This window comes from Paradesertivirga mongoliensis (assembly GCF_024436395.1).
Classification (GTDB): Bacteria; Bacteroidota; Bacteroidia; order Sphingobacteriales; family Sphingobacteriaceae; genus Paradesertivirga; species Paradesertivirga mongoliensis.
Genome location: NZ_JAFMZO010000002.1, coordinates 1,188,792 through 1,210,148, shown reverse-complemented (window position 1 = coordinate 1,210,148; position 21,357 = coordinate 1,188,792). Strand labels below are relative to the sequence as shown.

General features: G+C 42.2%; 16 protein-coding genes and 1 tRNA gene. 9 read left to right on the top strand and 8 right to left on the bottom strand.

What is annotated here, in order from left to right; genetic code table 11:
• Positions 1–359: 359 nt before the first annotated feature.
• Entirely contained in the window at positions 360–2,072 is a 1,713-nt protein-coding gene (locus tag J3P43_RS11225) for a S8 family peptidase (RefSeq protein ID WP_255902301.1), read from the top strand.
• Positions 2,073–2,129: 57 nt separating this feature from the next.
• Here the strand turns inward: J3P43_RS11225 and J3P43_RS11220 are convergent, their stop codons facing one another.
• On the bottom strand, positions 2,130–5,891 hold the full coding sequence (locus tag J3P43_RS11220) for a BamA/TamA family outer membrane protein (protein ID WP_255902299.1): 3,762 nt from the start codon (positions 5,889–5,891) through the stop codon (positions 2,130–2,132).
• Complete coding sequence (locus J3P43_RS11215) at positions 5,881–6,780, bottom strand: SdiA-regulated domain-containing protein (RefSeq protein WP_255902297.1); 900 nt, start codon at positions 6,778–6,780, stop codon at positions 5,881–5,883. The genes J3P43_RS11220 and J3P43_RS11215 overlap by 11 nt, the downstream gene beginning before the upstream one ends.
• A gap of 228 nt (positions 6,781–7,008) precedes the next feature.
• Between J3P43_RS11215 and J3P43_RS11210 the strand changes: the two genes are divergently transcribed.
• Positions 7,009–8,214: a Pycsar system effector family protein gene (locus tag J3P43_RS11210; protein WP_255902295.1), complete on the top strand. Its 1,206-nt coding sequence runs from the start codon at positions 7,009–7,011 to the stop codon at positions 8,212–8,214.
• Here the strand turns inward: J3P43_RS11210 and J3P43_RS11205 are convergent.
• A complete protein-coding gene (locus J3P43_RS11205) occupies positions 8,189–8,836 on the bottom strand; it encodes a DUF2652 domain-containing protein (RefSeq protein WP_255902293.1) in 648 nt (215 codons plus the stop codon). The two genes, J3P43_RS11210 and J3P43_RS11205, sit on opposite strands and share 26 nt — an antisense overlap.
• Positions 8,837–8,990: 154 nt before the next feature.
• Here J3P43_RS11205 and J3P43_RS11200 point away from each other — a divergent pair, with 154 nt between their 5' ends.
• The 4 genes from J3P43_RS11200 (at position 8,991) to J3P43_RS11185 (ending at position 13,814) form a co-directional block, all read left to right on the top strand.
• The gene (locus tag J3P43_RS11200) at positions 8,991–10,958 is read left to right on the top strand and encodes a DUF1800 domain-containing protein (RefSeq protein WP_255902291.1); all 1,968 of its coding nucleotides are present in this window, start codon (positions 8,991–8,993) and stop codon (positions 10,956–10,958) included.
• A 20-nt stretch (positions 10,959–10,978) separates the two neighbouring features.
• On the top strand, positions 10,979–12,247 hold the full coding sequence (locus J3P43_RS11195; RefSeq protein ID WP_255902289.1) for a DUF1501 domain-containing protein: 1,269 nt from the start codon (positions 10,979–10,981) through the stop codon (positions 12,245–12,247).
• Positions 12,248–12,411: 164 nt separating this feature from the next.
• Positions 12,412–13,110, top strand: a complete 699-nt coding sequence (locus J3P43_RS11190) for a hypothetical protein (RefSeq protein WP_255902287.1) — start codon at positions 12,412–12,414, stop codon at positions 13,108–13,110.
• A gap of 50 nt (positions 13,111–13,160) precedes the next feature.
• A complete protein-coding gene (locus J3P43_RS11185; RefSeq protein ID WP_255902285.1) occupies positions 13,161–13,814 on the top strand; it encodes a YceH family protein in 654 nt (217 codons plus the stop codon).
• Positions 13,815–13,902: 88 nt separating this feature from the next.
• On the opposite strand, the gene J3P43_RS11180 is transcribed toward J3P43_RS11185, so the two are convergent.
• The 5 genes from J3P43_RS11180 to J3P43_RS11160 all read right to left on the bottom strand — a co-directional run bounded on the left by J3P43_RS11180 (position 13,903) and on the right by J3P43_RS11160 (position 18,044).
• Positions 13,903–14,163, bottom strand: a complete 261-nt coding sequence (locus J3P43_RS11180) for a GIY-YIG nuclease family protein (RefSeq protein ID WP_255902283.1) — start codon at positions 14,161–14,163, stop codon at positions 13,903–13,905.
• 223 nt (positions 14,164–14,386) lie between these two features.
• Positions 14,387–16,051 carry an RICIN domain-containing protein gene (locus J3P43_RS11175; RefSeq protein ID WP_255902281.1) on the bottom strand — a complete coding sequence of 555 codons (1,665 nt, stop codon included), beginning with the start codon at positions 16,049–16,051 and terminating at the stop codon, positions 14,387–14,389.
• 439 nt (positions 16,052–16,490) lie between these two features.
• Entirely contained in the window at positions 16,491–17,465 is a 975-nt protein-coding gene (locus J3P43_RS11170; protein ID WP_255902279.1) for a hypothetical protein, read from the bottom strand.
• Positions 17,466–17,670: 205 nt separating this feature from the next.
• Positions 17,671–17,841, bottom strand: a complete 171-nt coding sequence (locus tag J3P43_RS11165; protein WP_255902277.1) for a GIY-YIG nuclease family protein — start codon at positions 17,839–17,841, stop codon at positions 17,671–17,673.
• A 129-nt stretch (positions 17,842–17,970) separates the two neighbouring features.
• Positions 17,971–18,044 (bottom strand) — tRNA-Met (locus J3P43_RS11160).
• A gap of 182 nt (positions 18,045–18,226) precedes the next feature.
• Here J3P43_RS11160 and J3P43_RS11155 point away from each other — a divergent pair.
• The 3 genes from J3P43_RS11155 (at position 18,227) to J3P43_RS11145 (ending at position 21,356) form a co-directional block, all read left to right on the top strand.
• Positions 18,227–18,607 carry an START-like domain-containing protein gene (locus J3P43_RS11155; RefSeq protein ID WP_255902275.1) on the top strand — a complete coding sequence of 127 codons (381 nt, stop codon included), beginning with the start codon at positions 18,227–18,229 and terminating at the stop codon, positions 18,605–18,607.
• 26 nt (positions 18,608–18,633) lie between these two features.
• Positions 18,634–20,055 (top strand): LptF/LptG family permease, encoded by a 1,422-nt coding sequence (locus tag J3P43_RS11150; protein WP_255902273.1) that lies wholly within the window; start codon positions 18,634–18,636, stop codon positions 20,053–20,055.
• Between the two features lie 68 nt (positions 20,056–20,123).
• Positions 20,124–21,356: a bifunctional 3,4-dihydroxy-2-butanone-4-phosphate synthase/GTP cyclohydrolase II gene (locus J3P43_RS11145; RefSeq protein ID WP_255902271.1), complete on the top strand. Its 1,233-nt coding sequence runs from the start codon at positions 20,124–20,126 to the stop codon at positions 21,354–21,356.
• Position 21,357 lies beyond the last annotated feature (1 nt).

Below are 21,357 nucleotides of genomic sequence, written 5' to 3'. Positions count from 1 at the left end.
GAGCCAATGGTACTGCGGTAACACGTGGGAGAGTAGGTCGGTGCCAAATTTTATAAAAGCCTTTCAGGAAACTGCAAGGCTTTTTTTGTTTTAATCCACTGAGGAAACAGGGCCTTTTTCAGTATTGTAATTAGCGAAACCCAGGATTACTTATAGAACACTGATAAACCAGTCCCGAACCCGTGCACCATCCGAATTAAACTATTCACTGTCTTATCTGTCCTAAATCTACCAGAGGATAGATGTTTAAACAATTATGTCAAAGAATATTCACAAAACCGGGTTTTTATTATAATCTTTAAATACTAAGAAATAATTACCTGATTATTCGTTATTAGTAAGCATTTAGATAAGAAAATATGAATTTATTAAAGAAGATAATTTTAATTGCATCCTTCGTGCCATTTACCTTACTGGCTCAGGATCAGAAGGATAAGCCTAAGCCGAACTGGCAGAACCTCGATTTGGAAAGGGATGGCGTAATGGGAATCAGTACCGAAAAAGCCTATGAACTTTTAAAGGGCAAAAAGGGCAGCCCGGTGATTGTTGCCGTTATTGATGGCGGCGTGGATGAAGAGCACGAGGATTTAAAGTCTGTTATCTGGAAGAATTCTGGTGAAATAGCTGGAAATAATACAGACGATGATAAAAATGGTTATGCTGACGATGTGTTTGGCTGGAATTTTATCGGTTCTTCTATTGGCAACATACAGCATGATAATCTTGAAGTAGTTCGTTTGGTAAGAAAATGGCAGGATAAATACAGTTCGGTTGTCAATTCAACGCCGTTAAGCGATGAGGAACGAAAAGAGTTTAGTCAGTACAAGAAAATGATTACTGACTTTATGACCAGGTTAGATAATGCCCGCCGGGGTTACGAGAGCTTGTCGGTGATCAAGAAAACTACAGAAGAAATAGTTGCTAAACTGAACAAACCAGCGCCCACTCTGAAAGATTTTGAAAGGTATAAATCGGCCAATGAGATGGAGTCTAAAGTTTTAAAAGTAATCAAGTCGGAAATGAAGAAGAAGAATGACTATAAGCTCTTCAAGGAGGATATTGATGATACTTATAAATACTATAGTTCGCAGGTAAACTATCATTTAAATATGGATTTCGACCCCAGAGACTCGGTGAAGGATAACTATGGAAATGCCTTTGAGCGTTTTTACGGAAATGCTGACATTACCGGTCCGGATGCTGAGCACGGTACACACGTGGCGGGTATCATAGGCGCCGTCCGTGACAACAATCTTGGAATTAAGGGAGTGGCAGATAATGTAAGGATTATGGGTATTCGCGCAGTCCCTGACGGAGACGAGCGAGATAAAGATGTTGCTAATTCGATCCGTTATGCCGTTGATAACGGTGCAAAAGTGATTAATATGAGCTTTGGCAAAGCCTATGTTTGGAATAAGGCCAGCGTAGACAGTGCCGTGAAATATGCCGAATCTAAAGATGTTCTTTTGGTTCATGCGGCTGGGAATGAAGCGAAAAATACAGATTTTGCCACAAACTATCCCAACAGAATTTACGGTGAGATTACTGCTGTAGAGCGGCCCGTTTTAGCGGGAACGGGCACCATCCCGGGTTTTGGCAGGCCACCTGTTGTAGGTCGGGTTTTACAGGATACTGTTAAAGATAAAAGGTTTGATATGCCAAGTGCAAAAAACTGGATTGAAGTGGGAGCTTCAGGATGGAAAAATGACGATGAACTGGTAGCCAACTTTTCGAATTATGGAAAGAGAACGGTAGATGTGTTTGCTCCGGGGGTTCAAATCAATTCGACAGTTCCGGGGTCAAAATACGAGCCCAATGACGGTACTAGTATGGCATCACCTGTGGTTGCAGGATTAGCTGCCCTGATCAGGTCTTATTATCCGTCGTTAACAGCGGTTCAGGTTAAAGATGTTATTATGCGTTCTGTAACAAAAGTTAATCAGAAAGTGAAAATAAAGGAGGATGGAGCCAGCAAAAAAGTAAAGCTTGATGAAATCTCTATTTCTGGGGGGGTTGTTAATGCGTATAACGCCATACAATTAGCGTCGCAAATGAGTACTGCCAGTTTATAACAGATAAGCGGAGACAATTGCAAGGCCGGATAAAGTTAAGTTTATCCGGCCTTTTTGCTAGAAAGAAAATCCGCTATTTATGCTGAAGTATCTTCCCTCTTTTGATATGCCGTACCCAGCCGAAACTAGGAATTTGTTATAGAAGTTAATCCAGGCGCCGGGCCCATACGCGGTGTGCCAGGTGTTCTCCTCAGGGCTTTCGGAATAAACCCTTCCGGAATCAAAAAAGCCAAATAGGCCAAAATTACCGGTTATAATATAATTTCTGAAGGATGAAACCTTGAACCTTAACTCTGAGTTTTGGTAGAGGTAGGATCTTCCGGCGAATCGGTTGTTCCTATATCCCCTTAAATTCGTTGTATTTCCCAAAAAGTTAGATTGAAAAAACTTATAATCGCCAAAGTTCTTGGCCCCTCCTAATCTTATGGCTGCAGTAACCGGAAAACTTAGATTAGGTGTTCCGTAGAATGAGATATCGGTTTTTACCTGGGCGAAGTTGTCGTTGCCCTGCTTTAATTCAGAGAAGTAATTAATCTCATTATTCCAGCGCACTCCCGAAGTTGGAAACAAGGGGTTGTCTACAAAATCGATGTTGGCATAAGATCGCAGCGCGGCAAATCTCGAGGGGTTATTCAGATCGGATTTTTCTCCGAAATCTTCACTGGTTAAAAAGGTGTTCATTGGTTTCTCAATCCAATAAAGTTCGTAACCGGGGCCAAGCCCTACGCGGAAAGCTTGTGTAAAGCGTTTCTGAAAATAGGTTGTAAAGGAAAGGTTTTTCGTTCTTATACGATAATAGTCGATATCATCTCCGACGTTTTGGGTTGAATTTCCTTGTCCGAAGTAATTGAATGTATATTTCGGACCGTTAAACTCTGCCTTTACAATAATGTCATTATTGCGGCCAAGGATGGAGTAAATATTACCTGTATAACTGATGCTGTTGGCGCCTGTTCGTGGTGCATAGTTTCCCTGAAGAAGGTGAGTATAACTGTAGGGCTCTTTTCTAAATCCGTAATGCTTAATGGAATAGCCTGCACCTATGAAAACCCCATCATCCACATTGTAATCAAAAGAGGGAATGAAATTTCGCTTGTCGTATTTAAAAGCATTCCTGTTATATTCATGAATAGTTTCGTACTTCGAGAGGTCTATTTTGGAACTGGAGCCATCGTGAATGGTGCCTGCATTATCATCCGAATCGAAAACTAATATATTTTTACCGCTTCCGGTTGTATTATCCACGAAGTAATCCGACCCTTCTCCGCCAACAATCCGAACCTTGATAGACGGGTTCTTTCCCCTAACTATAATGCTGTCGCGGCCATCTAAAGCAAAAACATTTAGTTCGCGGGTTTCGTCGCGGAAAAAGTCGCGCGAAAAAATTGGCTTCTCAATTTGACGCTCACTGTTAATCTTGTAAATAGCGAGCCTGGTATAGTCTTCACCGTTGTCTATTACCACAAATTCATGCTTATTCGTCCCGGTAACGGTAACTTCTTTGCTTAGAACTGTGTAATATTCTTCCGCTGCCTGTGTTAGTCCGTTTCGACGGGATTTTAATTTGCTGATGATTTCCTGCCCTGAAATACTAAACACTTCTGGCGGCATTTTTCTTACGGCGTCCTCAATAACCTTATCGGTTAATTTGGTTTGAACTTCAAAAGCAATTTGTAACCATTGTTCGTGAGTTAATTTATTGAGGAAATTACGGTCGAGATTTCTGGCGGCGATAGACAATTTCGCGACATCCTTAATTTCGTATTCAAACGACTGAAGATCGGGAACAACCTTGCTGATCACCCGTGGCAAAATTCCATCATATTTGGTAAAAGCCTGATCCCTGTCGCGGGGAATTGGCCTGTATATTGAGCCTTTTTCTTTCTTAAATTCAGCCCATCTCCACTGATCCTCATGCCGGTCCCAGTCGTTTATCAAAATATCAAAGAGCCGTGCTTTAAGGTACATCACCTGATCTACTTCATTGTCGTTATCCTTGTGGAGTTGCTCATACAATTTGTGGGTACTTATTGCATTTTTTGCGTTCCCGAACGATTTAAAGTCGGATACATCTTCATCTGGCCTTGCTTCAATGGTGCCGAGCTTTCCGCCCACTTGCTGTATGTAAGGCCCCAGCAAACGGGAATATGGCATATACACAAGCTGCGGGGTAACGTAATAAATTCCAATAGCTTTAGCCATGTCCGGAATCATCAATCCCCCGTAAGGGTGAGCGGACGAAATTTGATCCTGGAAAAAATCGTCAGCAAAAGTTCTGATAAAGCCTTGTGGTAAAAGCGTACTCGGATCTTTGCTAACGGTTCTGAATTGGTAAACGTTGCCATCTTTTCCTTGCAGTTGGAGGGAAGTAGTTTGTTTACCTCCTCCCATTTTTAAAGGCGTGAGACCTCCTGCAAAAGTGCTTAAATCCAGGTAGTTAACTTTTATTGGTGTTGCCCAGGTATCGCGGTAGTGTTCGCCGTACAGACTTCTCTTAAATGCGCTGGCTTCATACTGTGCACCAGCTGCCAGAACTTTAACACTGTCTTTATAGTTGATTTGTTTTTCTTCTCTTACTTCTGCGTTTCCTTTGGGGGGCAGAGCGTAAAGCGGGGTTCTATACATTAATTTGCCGGTACTACCGTCGCCTTCTGGCTCCCAAAACTCTACCCAGCTCTGACCGTTGTCGTAATAATTCACTTTTGCGAAGCCCTTTGTGCCATGGGCGAACAAGGCATCGTTACCCTTAGCCATGCTGTTAGATTTGGCTCCCGCTCCGCTGATGATGTGATTGATGTTTTCGAAGCGGTTAAATTGAAGCGCATGCTCGTGGCCTGCTGCGATCACAATATTTTTTTCTCCTTCGAGGATAGTTAAGAGCCCGCGTTTCAACTGCTGATAGTCTTTATTTGACAGGTCTTGTCTTGAGATTCCATATTGCCGCATAAAGGGGTAGATAGAGCCGATAACAGGCAAGGGAATGTAAAGTTGGTCGCGGACAAGAGTTAACGGGAAAATATAATCTTTTGCGGAGTAGTATCCACCGTGTTTGCCATTAGAGAATAGGGGATGATGCAGAGCGATGACCACGTGCTTTCCGCGATTTCTTACAATAATATCTTTAACTTGTTCCAGTATTTCCAGACGGTTTCCTGCGGTGCATCCGTTATCGGGAGCAATAGGCTTTTCATACTTATGTAACCACCATTCGCTATCTAAAACTATGACAACGAGGTCATCGTTTAGTTGCAATTCTACGGGGCCTGGACAGCCATTACTGGGAAGAAATACGTCAGCTGAATCGAGGTAATTCTCAACAAATTCCTCCTGACGGTTTACCGCTGCAAGGCCGCCAGGATAACTCTCGTTCCAGTCGTGATTTCCAGGAACGAAGATCTTTCTTCCTTTGAAATTTTTCACGATGTTCATTTGCTCGATTATCCGGCGTTCTTTTTCTTTACGGTCAGAATCGTCGGGTTCCGGTAATCCGGTGTTATAAATATTGTCTCCCAAAAACATTACAACGTCTTTAGGGCTGGAGGTATAAACTATGCTATCTTTCCCTCCGATTTTTATTTTCTTCGATTGGAAAATATGATTCTGAGCAAGTTTTAAGGTAGGCTCCTGCCGGCTGTCTTCGGGATTCCCGGCATCACCGATGAGAAATACTGTATATTTTAAATGGGATGAATCTGGTGGTACAGCTTTTTGCCAGGTTAATTCGCTTTTATCGTAATAAGGTTTCAGGGTAACACAGCCGGTTAAAAGAATAATAATAAAGCTGGTTATGGTAAATTGATTAAGTATTTTAATCTTCATATTTTAATTCTATAATATTTGCCTGCTTACCCTGACCTTCGTTTGAGACGAACAAACGACCGTCTTGTGTAAAGGCCAGACCTTCAGGTTGTATAAATTCTTTACCGTCGAGTTCAAGTACTTTGGTGATACTTCCTTTTTGATCCAGTACGGCAACGATGTTATTTAATGATGAAAGAACATAAAGTTCTCCGGTTTTAGGGTGAAATGCCAGTGCCGATGTTCTGAACACTTTGTTCAGATTTTGGTTTCCAACGGCCTTTAAAATCTTTTTCGATACTTCTTCTATTTCATCACCTTTGAAGAAAGTTTCAATCTCTGACAACCTTATAGAAAATACGGGCTGTATATTTAATGTTTTTGTTTTCAAATCAAAGGCATATATGTCTTTCTCTTTTTCATCGCCATCCATACTCAAATCTTTTACAGCGAGTAATAGCCGGTTATTTTTCTTGTCCAGAGCGAGTCCTTCAATATTGTTTTCCTCTTTTAGAACAGTTTTGAAAACATTCGGTTTTGATGGACCATTGTTGAAGTTTTTAAGTTCATATAACGCACCGGAGCTGTTTACAATCCATAAATCGTTGCCTACCACAGCCAGATCTTCGTAATCTTTTCCTTTCCAGAATTCGTATTGCCGGGTTATGGCCTCTTTATTTAAATCATAGAAAAATAATATGCCTTCTTCATCCTGCACAGCAACTAACACACTATCAGATACAAATGATATTCCGGAAATTTCTACCAACTCGGCCGGAACGGTATAAAGCTTTCCTCCTTTTGGTTCGAAAGTTTCTTTGGAAACGGTATCTTGTTTGCTTGTTTTCCTATCAGATGATCCACAAGAAATTAAAAAAATGGCTAACAAAAGCGGACTAATTCTGTTCATAGGGTGAAACCATAATTAATGTTGTAACAATCAAAGTTTTATTATAACTAAAATTGTACGTTATAGTTTGTTTCGAATATTTAACTGTGCCAGGATGAGGGGCTGTTTTTTGCAGGGGAGCACATTTATATTGATAAGAAAGATTAATCACATGCGTGAACTTGCTGCTTAAAACACCAGGAACAGCTTATGCAAGCTTCATAGCCGTTAAAAAACAATTATTCTCTAATGAAAAATGCAAACCCGATAATTAAAAGTGCAGAAGAGTACGTATTTAATTTATTCAAGGAAAAGCTACCGCCAGACCACGTATATCATAATTACAAGCATACATTTCAGACAGTCAAAGCCTGCAAAGATCTTGCAGATGCTTATAATTTAACAAGCCGGGATCTGGAGATCCTTTTACTGGCAGCCATATTTCACGATACCGGTTATATCGAAACGTATCAGGGGCATGAAGAAACCAGCATCAGGATCTTTAATGAGTTTATAAACGGCGATTACCCTTTGGAAGATATAAAAAAGGTAGAGGAACTAATACTTTCAACTAAGGCAGGAGCAGTGCCGGACGGTACTTTGCAGGAAATTTTACATGATGCGGACTATATCAATATCGGAAAGAAAAAATTTATTCAGCGTGCAGAACTGTTAAGAATTGAATGGGAGCGCTTGCTTAACAAAACTTATTCGGATCTGGAATGGGCCGAAATTCAGCTCAATTTTCTAATCTCAACCAATTTTGTTACTGAAGAAGCCATTGTGAAGCTCGATGACCAGCGCGAAGCAAATATCCGCATACAGCGCGAAAGAATTGAATTGCTACGTGTTGAACATGAGAAGTTGAGTGCTAAACTTGAGAAAAATAATCCTGATAAGCCTTTAAAAGAAGGCCGGGGTATTGAAACGCTTTATCGTTCTGTGTACGAGTATCATATAAATCTAAGCCAGATTGCTGATAATAAGGCGAATATTATGATAAGTATCAATACTATTATTGTGTCGTTGGTTATAACGTTATTTGGATCTGGTTATACGTTTTCGGGGCAGAATGAATTTGGAAGTTTGCGGTTTGTGATACCAATGGCAGTTTTGCTGGTAACGAGTTTGCTGGCAGTGGTTTTTGCTATATTGTCTTCACGTCCCAACGTAACTACAAAAGAGAGGTATGAATTATCCAAGAAAGATAGTAGCATCCTGTTTTTTGGCAATTTTGCGCAATTGCAGCTCCGTGAATTTGTAGGCCGTATTAATGAACTGAAATACAAAAAGGAGGAGCTTTATGATAGCATGTCGGTAGACATTTATCACTTAGGATCAGTTCTGGTTAAGAAATATCGCCTGTTAAGCTGGTCTTACAATATATTTATGGGTGGCCTGGTACTTTGTGCAGTGGCCTTTATAATTATTATGATGTTTTCTTATCAATCATAAGTACGTTTGAAAAGACTTCATTGATCTCGAAGGGGATGTATGAGTATTTTACTTCACCTAAATACTCATAGGTTTCTGAACCTTGCTTTACATCGCCCCAGGGAAACCAGGGGCTGATGTCCTTAACTTTAAGTTTGTTGATGTAATCTTGTGTTAACAAAACATATTCACCTTCCTGAATTTTATTTTTTAGCAGCTTATGGGCTATTATCACATTTTGCCCGATCAATTTGGTTCGCCCTTTGATATTAGCGGCCATTATCTCACCATAATGGATGATAATTTTTAAACCCATTTGTCCATCAGCAAGGTGTCTGGCAAAATTTTCCGGGTCGTCTTTTTCGACAGCCTTAAGGTAATCGTGAAAAGTTTGGAATAACAGCCTGCACTGTTTTGCAACCCTGTGTATAGAGGGGAGTCTGCCGGTTTTGTAGAAAAAGATGGCATCACCTTCAATTTCGCCTACATTCATATTGATGATGTTTGCACTTATCAGCCTTCTTAAAAGACCAGGTATAAAATCGCTACTAAATGATAAGTCGGAAGTTGCGATAAATTTTGTGAATCCAGTAATATCAGGAACACAGAAAAAAGCCCCCTGAATATCTTCGTTTTTTTCCATATCTAAGCGATAAAGATAAGCGTTTAAACAAGCTATTTGTTTGTCATTTCGAACAATAATGGTGCGGCTTAAATTTTTTATTGAGATAATTTTCGGCCGCTTTAATCCTTTAGTCTTATTTAATGTCATATCAATATCACAGTAAAAATATGGCATGAAAACTACTCGACATTTTCTCGGATTTACAACGGCAATTCTCGTCGCCGCTCTACTATTGCCTTCTTTTTTAAATGAGGCAGGGCCTTCTTATAAATTTGCCTATAAACAGGCCGGGCTAACAGAACAGCAAGCTGCAGCGCATCTTTTAAACAGGTTTAGCTACGGGCCGAAGGCAGGCGATATTGACGAAGTGGTTAAACTTGGTCTTGAAAAGTGGTTTGAGCAACAGCTCGAAGCTAATCAGCCCGACCAAATCCTTAACACTAAATTAAATAGTTATGATGCTATCAACTTATCGAATGCGGAAGTTGTAAGCAAATATCCGCAGGGAGGTTTAGTTCGCAGGATGGCGGAGAAGGAGGGGATAATGATACGTGACACTTCGGCTCAAGGAAAAAGAGATTCCAGAGAAAAGCTGCAGGCATATATGCAGCAAAAGGGATTTAAACCGCAGCAAGAGCTTTTCCGGCAATTTATAAGTCAAAAAATATTAAGAGCAGCTTATACCGAAAACCAGTTGCAGGAAGTACTTACCGATTTTTGGTTTAATCACTTTAACGTATCACTAAATAAAAATCAATGTGCAGAATTTATCCCGGCTTACGAGCGTGATGTAATCCGGCCGAACGTGCTGGGCAAATTTGAGGTTTTGCTTCTTGCTACCGCTAAGTCGCCGGCTATGCTGACCTATCTGGATAATTTCAGCAGCATGGGTACCAACGAGGAAATGCCACAGTCGATGAACGAACAGGCTATCAGGCGGATGCAGTCCCTTTCCAGTTCACGACCGGCCGATACAGCCATCAAAGCCCGTGTTCAAAAAGCTAAAAGCAGTCGCGGATTAAATGAAAATTATGCCAGGGAGGTAATGGAGCTGCATACCTTAGGAGTTGACGGAGGCTACACCCAAAATGACGTAACACAGGCCGCACGTGTTTTGACCGGCTGGACTATCAATCCGGCAATAAGAGCTTATGGTAATCAAATGCAGAAACCTGCAAAGCGAGGTCCTAAAGCAATTCTGGCGCAGAAAGGTTTTGTGCAGGAAGGGGATTTTCTTTTCGCCGCAAACCGGCACGATACAAAAGAAAAAATTGTTTTGGGTAGGAAATTTGCCGCTGGCAGAGGATATGATGAGGGTGTGGAACTTTTAACGATGCTGGCCCGGCATCCATCCACAGCAAGTTTTATCTCAAGGAAGCTTGCTGTCCGTTTTGTAAGCGACAATCCGCCTCAAAGACTGGTGGACCGGATGGCCCGCACCTTTTCGGAAACGAAGGGTGATATTAAACGGGTGCTAATTGCCATGACCGCCTCACCCGAGTTCTGGGAAAAAGAAGCTTTACGCGAAAAAACAAAGTCGCCTTTCGAATTGGCAATTAGTGCCGTAAGAGGTCTAAATGCAGAAATTGTAATGCCTTACCAGCTCTATACCTGGATCACTAAAATGGGACAGAAGATGTATTATTATCAGGCTCCAACAGGTTTCCCAGATAGAGGGCAGTATTGGATCAATACCGGCTCGCTTCTGAACCGGATGAATTTTGGCCTGGCTCTGGCCTCTCAAAGAATTCCGGGGATTCGCTTTAATCTTGCATCGTTAAACAGCAACCGCGAGCCTGAAAGTGCAGAAGCAGCCTTGCTGGTGTATAGCAAAATCATTATGCCCGAGCGCAATTTAGATGAAACCATTAAACGCCTGACACCAATGCTGAACGATCCGAATCTTTCCACAAAGATTCAGGAAGCTGCAAGCCGCGAAACTCCAAAAACGGAAATGAATTCTGGGATGATGAATGAGGACGCCCAAATTATGGATGAAACGCAATCGACTTTAGCGGCTCAAAAGCAAAAGAAAGCGAAGAATGGGCTTGCATCTATACAAAGCTCCCCTGGAAATAATACCATGCTTGCCCAGGTAGTAGGTGTGATCATTGGTTCGCCGGAGTTTCAACGTAAATAATTGACTTAAACCTTAACAACATGACAACCAGAAGAGGATTTATAAAATCAGGAGGCCTTGCACTATTCGGTATAGGTATCGGTGGGATTCCTGCCTTCCTTTCGGAAGCAGTAGCGGGTATCAAAGCTCCGGGACTTTTTCAAAGAAAGAAAATACTAGTCTGCATTTTTCAACGCGGGGCGATGGATGGCTTGATGGCCGTTACTCCATTTACCGACCAGTATTTAAAGGCTGCCAGGCCGACGTTATTCATGTCGGCGGCGAAGAACGGTAACAGAAAGCCTTTAATAGACCTGGATAACCGGTTTGGCTTGCATCCATCTATGAGCGCTTTCGAACCGATGTTTCGTGAAAAACAGCTGGCAATTGTACATGGCATAGGTTCTCCTAATAATACCCGTTCTCATTTCGATGCGCAGGATTATATGGAATCAGGTACACCATTTAAAAAGGGCACTGCCAGCGGTTGGTTAAATAGAGCAGTGGGTTTATTGGGACACGATGCCGCTACACCATTCCAGGCGGTAAGTTTAACCTCGTCTCTGCCCAGAGCTTTTTATGGGGATAATCCCGCCTTGGCGATCAGTAATTTGCAGGACTTCAATATCCAGATGCGGGGTAATCAGTCTGGCGCCAATATGGCTGCAAAAAGCTTTGAAGATCTGTATGACAAGACGTCGTCTGGTTTGCTAAAAAATACTGGAAAGGATAGTTTTGAGGCTATAAAGATGCTTCAGAAAACAGATACGAAAAATTATAAACCAACTAATGGGGCTGTTTATCCGGTAACGGCTTTAGGAAATTCATTAAAACAAATAGCCCAGCTAATTAAAATGGATGTTGGTTTAGAGGTTGCTTTCGCCGAGTCCGGCGGTTGGGATACACATTTTAATCAGGGAACAGACACGGGGATTTTTGCACGTAACGTAAACGATTTAAGTAATAGCATCATGGCATTCTGGACAGATATGGGAACTTTACAAGATGACGTAACGGTAATGACCATGACAGAATTCGGACGTACCGTGAAGCAAAATGGTACCGGCGGTACAGATCATGGCCGAGCTTCCTGCAATTTTATTTTAGGGAATGATGTGGAAGGCGGAATAGTACATGGAAAGCTGAATCCGCTGTCGGTAGAAAATCTTGAAGATGGGCGCGACCTTGCGGTAACAACTGATTTTAGGAGTGTCTTTAGTGAAGTAGCTGATAAACACCTAAAGATCAATAATGACAAGGTCTTGTTTCCCGATTGGAGGGGAGAGAAGATTGGCGTAATGAAAGGCTAATTTAGTTATCAGAGAAAGAGCGATTTATCGCGTGCAGGCGTTTATCTCTTTCGTTGTATTCCTCAAAATAAGCTTAAGACCTAAACAAATCCGGCGGTTTTTGGTATTTACTGATAAGTAAAGTGCTATTTATTTTGAAGTATAAGTTGTAAAAACATCCGACTTTGAACACGCTTAAGATTATTTATATTTCTTTCTTATATTTTTTTTTAGTGAATGATGCTGCCGGGCAGATAGTGATAAACGGCCGCAGTCCGGTACGTTATTCCTCTGCCGGACACAAAAATTCGCTAAGCATTTCTTATGGTAATATTTTCTGGGTGGACGGAAAAAATGTGCCCTTAAGCGGTTCGAGCTATTCCCTCAGATCATCTTATAACCCCGGTTTTGAAGATAATACGAACCACTCAATGGGAATAACAGTTGGTTATGAACGGACGGTCGCCAGGAGATTTACTTTGCGAACCGCTTTTTCGCGATCGAAGCTGGCAACCGGTATGAGAAACCGCGCAGATCTCATCACTACCGACAGATCACGGATCACTCAATTGGCCCTTTATTCTCAATACAGCTTAACCAGAAATATTAATCGACGGTTTCAGTTCCAATGGCTGGCCGGCCCCGAACTCATCTACGTTAAGAAAGATGTTCTGGTACATGATTACGTGGATGGCGAGGGCGATCCAAAGCACTACCGGCAGAATATAGCGATATTAGAAGGCGGTATCGTATCTGGCCTGGGTGCGTCGTTTCAGATCTCAGACTCGTTTTGTTTATTCTCCAATGCCATGGTGGGTGTCTCACTTCCCGGACGGGGCTTTACAGCAACCAGCTCGGGCCTGGGCTTGAAGTATATGTGGTAATTCAATTAGCCTGTTTGGCGGAGTTTTGTTCTGAATAATTATCTTCGTTTATGGATTCTGAACTGATACTCCCGATTCTTGATGCTACAGAGCAACGCGTCCTTGGGGCTTTAATGGAAAAATGCAAAACTACTCCCGACTATTACCCGATGACCCTGAATGCTCTTACTGCAGCATGCAACCAGAAAACCTCCCGTAAGCCGGTTGTTAATTATGATGAAGAAACGGTGGTTCTTGCACTTAACTCTTTAAAGAAGAGAGGTCTCGTTTCAACGGCAACAGGCGGCTCGAGTAGGGTTGTAAAATACAAGCATAATTTCGCTATTGCTTTTCCTGTCCTGCCTTCGGAGGTCGCACTAATTTGTTTGCTGCTATTACGGGGGCCACAAACACCGGGAGAGCTGAATACCAACTCCGGCAGGCTGCACGAGTTCGAATCGCTCGAGGAAGTTCAGGAGGTTCTGGAAAAACTGTCTGCCCCACCCATGCCTTATTTAGTACAGCTTCCGCGCCGGCCGGGTCAAAAAGAAGTTCGGTTTATGCATCTTTTGGGAGGCCTGCCCGAAATAGATGAAGAAGATTTTGCCGAAGAGCCGGCCAGAAAATCTGTCGGCGAACTTGAAGCCCGTGTTACTAGACTAGAGGAAGAGCTCGCAGAACTTAAAGAGGCGTTTGATAAATTGATGAAGGATCTAACGGGTTGACTCGGGTAGGCAGAAGCGCGAAATTAAGGCTTGGTAGATTGCCTATACCAGCGCTACGACAACCCTGCCGTAAGCGCACTCTTATGGCTTAGATAATTCTTGGCCGATTTCTGATCATGTTCCAGAGATATTCCCTCCCCTGGTCGGTTTTTAACTCCTGCTCGCGTGCGATAGCCTCTTCTTTTGTTTCGTATTCTTCGAAATAGAATAACTCCCAGGTGCGATATCTGATAGGATTTTCCTTGGTGGCTAAGGCGTTATGAGACCGCAGCCGGTTTTCCAGATCAGCCGTATGATTGATATAGATTTTTTTATATACCGTAGAATACAAAACGTATACTGTAAACATCGTCTGCTTTAAAAGTAAGGATAGCGGAGAGAAACTGCAAGTGCAGCTTCAAAAAGTAGTAAGGCGAATAGAAATACCTGGTAGCGTGAAGCGATAAATATCGATCGGGAACAAAAACGATTTTTTAACAGGAGAAGCGGGGGATGTTAATGGAAGAATATTTAGAAAAAAGAGGCTGCTAAAAAATTAAGATGCAGCCTCTTTTTTCTAAATGGCTGAAGCGTTACTCCACCACTATTTTTTCTTTATATGTTTTGGTGCCATCGTCTACGATGAGGAAGTAAAAACCTTCGCTCAGCGACTCGATATTCAATGCATGACTTGAGCCTGAAATAGACCCTTTATGAACTGTTCTTCCAGCCGCATCAAGAAGTTTAACTGCTGCTCCGTTCTTAGATTGAGAGGGTAAAGAAATGTTTAATACATTGGATGCCGGATTTGGATATGCCATCAGCTCATTATTCTCGTCAATCTGTCTTAGCGCTAGTTCTTCACTGCTATTGGAAGATGCTATACTTGATCCGGAAACGGGGATTAGTTCCCACTGGGCGTTTACATGAGTCGTGTTTGCCCACTGGCCACAGGCACTTCCGTTGGCGGTTCGCCCCATACCATCGATATATAATCCGGTACCGCGGTTCTGAATCCTGTTATAATTACCGCTGTATAGCTGTACGCTCCATTGCGAGTTTACGTGTGTTGTGTTTGCCCACTGGCCCAGATCTGCACCATTGGAGGTCGAACCCATGCCGTCCAGAAACAAACCTGTACCTCTGTTACGGAGTTGGTAATAAGTTCCTGCGGCAATCATTTCCCATTGCGAGTTTACATGGGTGGTATTTGCATATTGGCCGCAAGCGCTACCATTGGTGGTTCTTCCCATGCCATCCAGATACAATCCTGTACCTCGGTTTCGTATCTGATAATAGCTTGAACTTGTTGCGCAGCTATTACTTACATTAGCATAGCTGCCAGATCCGGAAACGGCGACTCCTGAATTGGTGCATCCGGCTTTTACGCTGCAGTTTGTAACATTCTCAAGCCAAATGCCAATATCGGTGCAATCGGTAATTTCGGCATTGTTCAGATGGTTATTGTTACTGCCTGTCAGCACAAAGTATCCTCTGCCGCATTCACGGGCAATCAGTTTTTCGGTCGTTACGTTACCGCAATTATTTGCCAATCGCAGTCCCGCGTACCCGCCGCCGTAGCTGCATCGATAGGCATCTACTGTGCCGAGTGTTCCGTTAACCGTTTTATTGAGCAGCACTCCGCATTCGCCCATGTTCCGGGCAACAATTCCATATGCTTTGAAACCGTCCACACCGTATGTCTCCAGTCCGTGGCTGCTTCCGTTCTCAAACCTGCAATCTTGTACATGTAGGTTATAGACCCACCGGCCTTCTTCATACGGACGGCTCGGATGACTGTCTACGCGGATGCCGATGCTGCCTCCGTAGATTTTGACATTCTGAATGTAAATGTCGCTCGCCCGGCTTATCCTGATCCCCATGTTTGAATTATTGTTGAAGGTCATGTCGTAGATCTTTATCGGGCCCGAACCGTCTCTGAAGAACCCATAACCGGTGTGATTCTTATTAAAAGTAACGTTATGGCAGTACATTGTGAGGCCGGGCTGAAGGTTGATCTGTTCTGAGAGAGTTCCGCCGGATAAAATATGGATCTCGCGGTTGCCGGTTCCGATACAGTTATTAATCGCGGTCGCAAGGCTGCTCGTGCTCCCCTGGTCCACATCGTTGATGCGCCAGATATAACTACTGCCAGACTGCCTAACCTCGTTGGTATAGGCTTGTGCTTTGTTTGCAAAAACTGTGTGCAGGCCGAGCGACAGCAAACTTGTGCACATAAACCAAAGAAGCTTTCTCATGAATTTTGTATTCAGATTCGAATACCTGTGTTGCGGGAATTTTTGATTGTAATTGTGTTCCATTGTGGTTAATAATTGGTGTGACAAAAATTTTATTTTCTTAAGCGAGAGCTGCAATCGTTTACTTGTCGAAAAACGTGTATCCTATTAGCATCCAATGTACCCCTTGGGGCGGCTAAACTATGCCCCTATAAATCAAAAAAATAATCGGAAACGAAAATTCCACTGAGCGTAAAACTTCTTCAAGAATCTAATTCTAATAATTGGTTGTTTTTCAAATGCCTAATATATAGTGATTTGAAAAGGTTTAATAGTCTGGCGAGAGCTGCCTGGAACGTTGACTTATTAAAATTAATAATTTTTAATTAAAAGGAGCACTAACTAAAAAAAAACCGTGGAAGGGGAGCGGATCGAACTGCTGTTTAGTATCGAACTGATTTTATTCCACACCTCTCACATTTATAAATACGATTGTCGAATGTGGCATGCCAAAGGTTTTCCCCGGTTGTGTGTCTATATAGGCAGATAGATAGCCGTTTATTATCCCTCGTATAGTGCTTTTGATGCGGTTCTCAAACTCAGGCATTATTAAGACACGGGAACGATGAAATAGTATTTTGCCTTCCTCGTTAATAACTGCGGAAAAAGAGTAACTGAACGATTTATAAGATTTTTTTATCGTGATATCATATTCCGGAATAAGGTTATCAGAATCGGAGGTTTTGTTAATGGTCAACAAGCTACTCTTGGATTTCAATATCGCTTGTTCGTGAGCAGGAAATGCTTTCGAAGTATCTGTATTGGCCACACGAATTCTATCCTTTATAAAAATTGTGTCCCGGCTGGTTGGCTTCACCAGGTCTGCAAGGTTCTTTTTTAACTTATATTTGATATAGTCATCTGAATACAACGTCATGTATATATTCGACTGTTTCCTTACAACCCTTTGGTCTTTCACTTTCATCACTTGAAAGAGAATGCTATCCTTTGAAAGTTTTCTTACGCGTAGCCACGCCCAGGCAAAATTATAAATCGAATCGTGATCAAATTGAATATGAGCAGTTACAAACCGGTTCATTTTTGGGCTGTAGATACTAACAGTTGTGTCAGACAATATTTTAAATCTCCATTCTGGCTTGAGCTGGTGGCCAAAGTCGTTAAAAACTACGCCTGATTCAAAAGTCCTTCGAACCTCAGTGAAAGAGATATTCCATGTTTCTTTCCATGATGGGGTATTCTTCTTTTCTTCCTTTTCGACACAGCCTGGAAAGGCAAGAATTACTGTTAGTAGTATTGACAATCCCAAAAAGAGGTTAGGATAAGTGCGGATTTGGCTAAATATCAACTCTATGGTTGGCTTGTTAATCATTAGTGGGCCGGCCTTGCTTAGTCTTACATAAATACTGATTTTCATAGACAACTAAAAATGTGAGCAAGACTTATAAGTATAGGTCTGTGGTCTTTCGGATTCGCCTTCAGTTGGACTTCAGCTTTTTTAAACGTTTTTAGCTCAAATTAGGGTTTTATCAATAGATTGGTTTTATCGTTGGAGATTTAGCCTTGTAACGGTAAATATATCGAACTGCCGTCCGCCCGCTGGCGGATATGAATCCTACGCTCTAACCATTTGAGCCGCTTGAAATGAGATTCCAGATGAATTCTCTCCCTTTTGCAGATTTCAACTGTTTTTCGCGAGCCATCGCTTGTGGCTTGGTTTCATGCTCCTCAGAGTAGTTGCCATGGCGATATTTGATCGTATAACCTTTTGTGCCCAGGAGGTTGTGCGACAATAATCGATTTTTGATATCAGAAGTGTAAACCGATATAGATTTTGTTATAGGTTGACGAATATAGGACGTAGACGTAAACACGATTAGGTCAGATAGTAGCAAAAAAGCCACCCGAAGGTGGCTTTAAAGTAGCGGGGAGCAGGATCGAACTGCCGACCTTAGGGTTATGAATCCTACGCTCTAACCATCTGAGCTACCCCGCCATATTTTCGAGTTTTTATTAAGCAGTCTCGAACTGCCGTCTACCCCGCCGCAATTTTCCTCGAATTGTTCAGAGATTTTTGATTACCCTGAAAATTGGTTTGCAAATATAGTTTAATTTACTTTCCTTTAAAAAGAAATCGAAAAAACTCCCCCGAAGCGGTTTTAGAAAAAGGAATCAAGAATGTCAGAGAAAAAGAAGTTCAGTCTGGAATACGAAATTAAATCATCCCCTAAAATATTGTTCAGTTTTTTGAACGAACCTAACGGCCTCGCTCAATGGTTTGCTGATGATGTTCATTATAAAGACCAGATCTATACATTCGTATGGGATGGCGAAGATCATAAAGCAAAGCTTCTGTCCATTAAGGAGAATAAGATGGTGAAATTCAGATGGATTGACGATGATCCTGCTTGTTATTTCGAGATGGAGATTCTTCAGGACGAACTGACCAACGACGTTGCATTGTCTATCACCGATTTTGCTCCACCCGAACTTGTGGAAGAAAGAAGACTTATATGGGACAACCAAATTGAATATTTGATTAGTGTTTTAGGCGCATAGGGTTTAAAAATCCCTATTTTTGTATTGTGAAAAAAATACACCTGCTGGTTTTGAAGGCCTTCACCAGGCCATTCATTGTTACCTTTTTCATTGTGATGTTCGTGTTGCTGATGCTATTTTTATTCAAATACATCGACGATCTCATTGGTAAAGGTTTTCCGTGGTATGTTATTTTGCAATTAATGTGGTATGCATCCGCTACCAACGTGGCAATGGCGCTGCCCTTGGCCATGCTGCTGTCTTCTATCATGACTTTCGGGAGCCTTGGGGAGAATTACGAGCTGGTGGCGATAAAATCTGCGGGTATTTCATTGCAGAAGGCGATGGCTCCACTGGTGGTTGCGGTTTCGGTGTTAAGTATTTGCGCCTTTCTCTTTGCCGACTATATGCTCCCGGTAGCTAACCTCAAATTTGGGTCTTTACTATGGGATGTAAGAAACCAGAAAAGCGCCTTTTTGATAAATGAAGGAGTTTTTAACAACAGCATATCCGGCTATTCTATCCGCGTAGAGAAGAAAGACCCCGACGAACGCACTCTTCATAATATTATTATTTACGATCATAGTTCTGGAGGAAATGTAGTATTACGTGCTAAGACCGGTACCATGGATAAGACGCCGGATGAGAGCTATCTGATTCTGAATTTGCGTGATGGAGTAAGATATCAGGAGGATTCGGGCGAGGGCAGTTACAACCCGCGCCAGCGCTTCACTCGCTATCGCTTTAAAGAAACCACTCAGAAATTTGATCTTTCTGCATTTAAGCCTAAACGCACCGACGAAAACTTGTTTAAAAGCAGTTACGCGATGATGAATCTGAAGCAGTTAAAGTACTATCAGGATTCGACCACAAAGGTGGCCGACAGCACCGTAAAGACTTATCCCCAACTGCTGCTGCCACTGTATCGTATTTATTCTTCTCAACTACTGGTGGATAAGAAAGCTGTAAAAGATGCGCCAGGGTATAAAAATAATTTGTTGGAACGTATCCCTGAAATCGATCGCTCGGCCGCCCTATCCTTCGCTCAAACAGAAATTCAAACGATAAAAGAGACCCTGAATGCAAAGGCTACAGAAAAAACTGACTACAAGAAAAGCATTCTCAGGTTTATTGTAGAGTATCAAAAGAAATTTACGCTGGCGGTATCCTGTTTGATTCTGTTTTCAATCGGAGCACCTCTTGGAGCAATTATACGTAAAGGCGGATTAGGGCTGCCAGTGGTAACCTCGGTGATTTTCTTCCTGATTTATCATATAATATCACAGATTGGTGAAAAATCGGCGAAAGCTGGTACAATGGATCCAATTTTAGGAATGTGGATTTCCATTATTGTTTTGGCCCCACTCGGTATCTTTCTTACCTACAAAGCTGCCGTAGATTCGGCCATTTTTGATTCCGAATTATACAAACAGAAATTTCTTAAACTGTTCAAAAGGAAAAAGGCGTAATATCTTTTACTCCCAGATTATATTCCCGCCGTTTAGAATTAGTTTCAGAACCGTAATTTTGAAGTACAATGGATATTAAGCTCAATACAATTGAAGAGGCTATTGAAGATATAAAAGCCGGAAAGATTATTATTGTTGTTGATGATGAAGACAGAGAAAATGAAGGCGACTTCTTAACAGCTGCCCGTAATGCCAGTCCGGAAGTGGTGAACTTTATGGCTAAATACGGACGTGGTTTGATCTGTGTTCCGCTTACCAATAAGCGCTGCGATGAATTGAATCTCGAGCCCATGGTTGGGAAAAACACAACCTCGCATGAAACTAATTTTACTGTTTCTGTAGACTTAATTGGGTATGGCTGCACCACAGGGATCTCTGCATCCGATCGTTCCAAAACGATTCAGGCATTAATTAATGACCAAACCACACCCGACGAATTAGGAAGGCCCGGACACATTTTCCCTTTGAGGGCAAAAGACGGCGGAGTGTTACGGCGCGCCGGACACACAGAAGCGGCGATTGACCTAGCTGCTATGGCCGGATTTGAACCTGCAGGCCTTATTGTTGAAATTATGAACGAAGAGGGCGAGATGGCCCGTCTGCCCGAATTAATGGTGATGGCGAAGCAGTTCGATATGAAGATTGTTTCGATCAAGGATCTGATCGCCTATCGCCTATGTAAGGAAACGCTGATCAAAAAAGAAGTGTCGGTAAAATTGCCTACAGAATGGGGGGACTTTGAAATGGCAGCCTATACACAGATCGATTCCGGTGACCATCATATAGCTTTGGTAAAAGGTACCTGGGAGGAGAACGAACCGGTCCTTGTCCGTGTACACAGTTCCTGCATTACAGGGGATATTTTTGGATCCTGCAGGTGCGATTGTGGCCCTCAGTTACATAAGGCCATGGAAATGATCGACAAGGAGGGAAAAGGTGTAATTATCTACATGAACCAGGAGGGCAGAGGCATTGGGTTAATTAATAAGCTTCATGCATACAACCTCCAGGAAAATGGTTTCGATACGGTAGACGCAAATCTTAAACTTGGCTTTAAAATGGATCAGCGCGATTATGGATTAGGAGCCCAGATTCTACGCAGTCTTGGTGTGAAGAAGATGCGCCTGATGTCTAATAATCCCACTAAGCGCGCTGGTTTAACCGGATATGGTATCGAGATAATAGAGAATGTGCCCATCGAGATTAAATCGAATGTGCATAATGAACTATACCTTAAAGCTAAACGCGACAGGATGGGGCATACTATTATGAAAGGCAGGGGAGAAGAAGAACAGCTCTAGG

What these genes read in the sequence shown, in the direction of transcription:
- J3P43_RS11170 (WP_255902279.1), bottom strand. Translation starts at nt 17,465, where the DNA reads ATGAAAATCAGTATTTATGTAAGACTAAGCAAGGCCGGCCCACTAATG.
- J3P43_RS11220 (WP_255902299.1), bottom strand. Translation starts at nt 5,891, where the DNA reads ATGAAGATTAAAATACTTAATCAATTTACCATAACCAGCTTTATTATT.
- J3P43_RS11145 (WP_255902271.1), top strand. Translation starts at nt 20,124, where the DNA reads ATGGATATTAAGCTCAATACAATTGAAGAGGCTATTGAAGATATAAAA.
- J3P43_RS11200 (WP_255902291.1), top strand. Translation starts at nt 8,991, where the DNA reads ATGAAAACTACTCGACATTTTCTCGGATTTACAACGGCAATTCTCGTC.
- J3P43_RS11210 (WP_255902295.1), top strand. Translation starts at nt 7,009, where the DNA reads ATGAAAAATGCAAACCCGATAATTAAAAGTGCAGAAGAGTACGTATTT.
- J3P43_RS11225 (WP_255902301.1), top strand. Translation starts at nt 360, where the DNA reads ATGAATTTATTAAAGAAGATAATTTTAATTGCATCCTTCGTGCCATTT.
- J3P43_RS11180 (WP_255902283.1), bottom strand. Translation starts at nt 14,163, where the DNA reads ATGTTTACAGTATACGTTTTGTATTCTACGGTATATAAAAAAATCTAT.
- J3P43_RS11205 (WP_255902293.1), bottom strand. Translation starts at nt 8,836, where the DNA reads ATGGAAAAAAACGAAGATATTCAGGGGGCTTTTTTCTGTGTTCCTGAT.
- J3P43_RS11155 (WP_255902275.1), top strand. Translation starts at nt 18,227, where the DNA reads ATGTCAGAGAAAAAGAAGTTCAGTCTGGAATACGAAATTAAATCATCC.
- J3P43_RS11195 (WP_255902289.1), top strand. Translation starts at nt 10,979, where the DNA reads ATGACAACCAGAAGAGGATTTATAAAATCAGGAGGCCTTGCACTATTC.
- J3P43_RS11215 (WP_255902297.1), bottom strand. Translation starts at nt 6,780, where the DNA reads ATGAACAGAATTAGTCCGCTTTTGTTAGCCATTTTTTTAATTTCTTGT.
- J3P43_RS11185 (WP_255902285.1), top strand. Translation starts at nt 13,161, where the DNA reads ATGGATTCTGAACTGATACTCCCGATTCTTGATGCTACAGAGCAACGC.
- J3P43_RS11175 (WP_255902281.1), bottom strand. Translation starts at nt 16,051, where the DNA reads ATGAGAAAGCTTCTTTGGTTTATGTGCACAAGTTTGCTGTCGCTCGGC.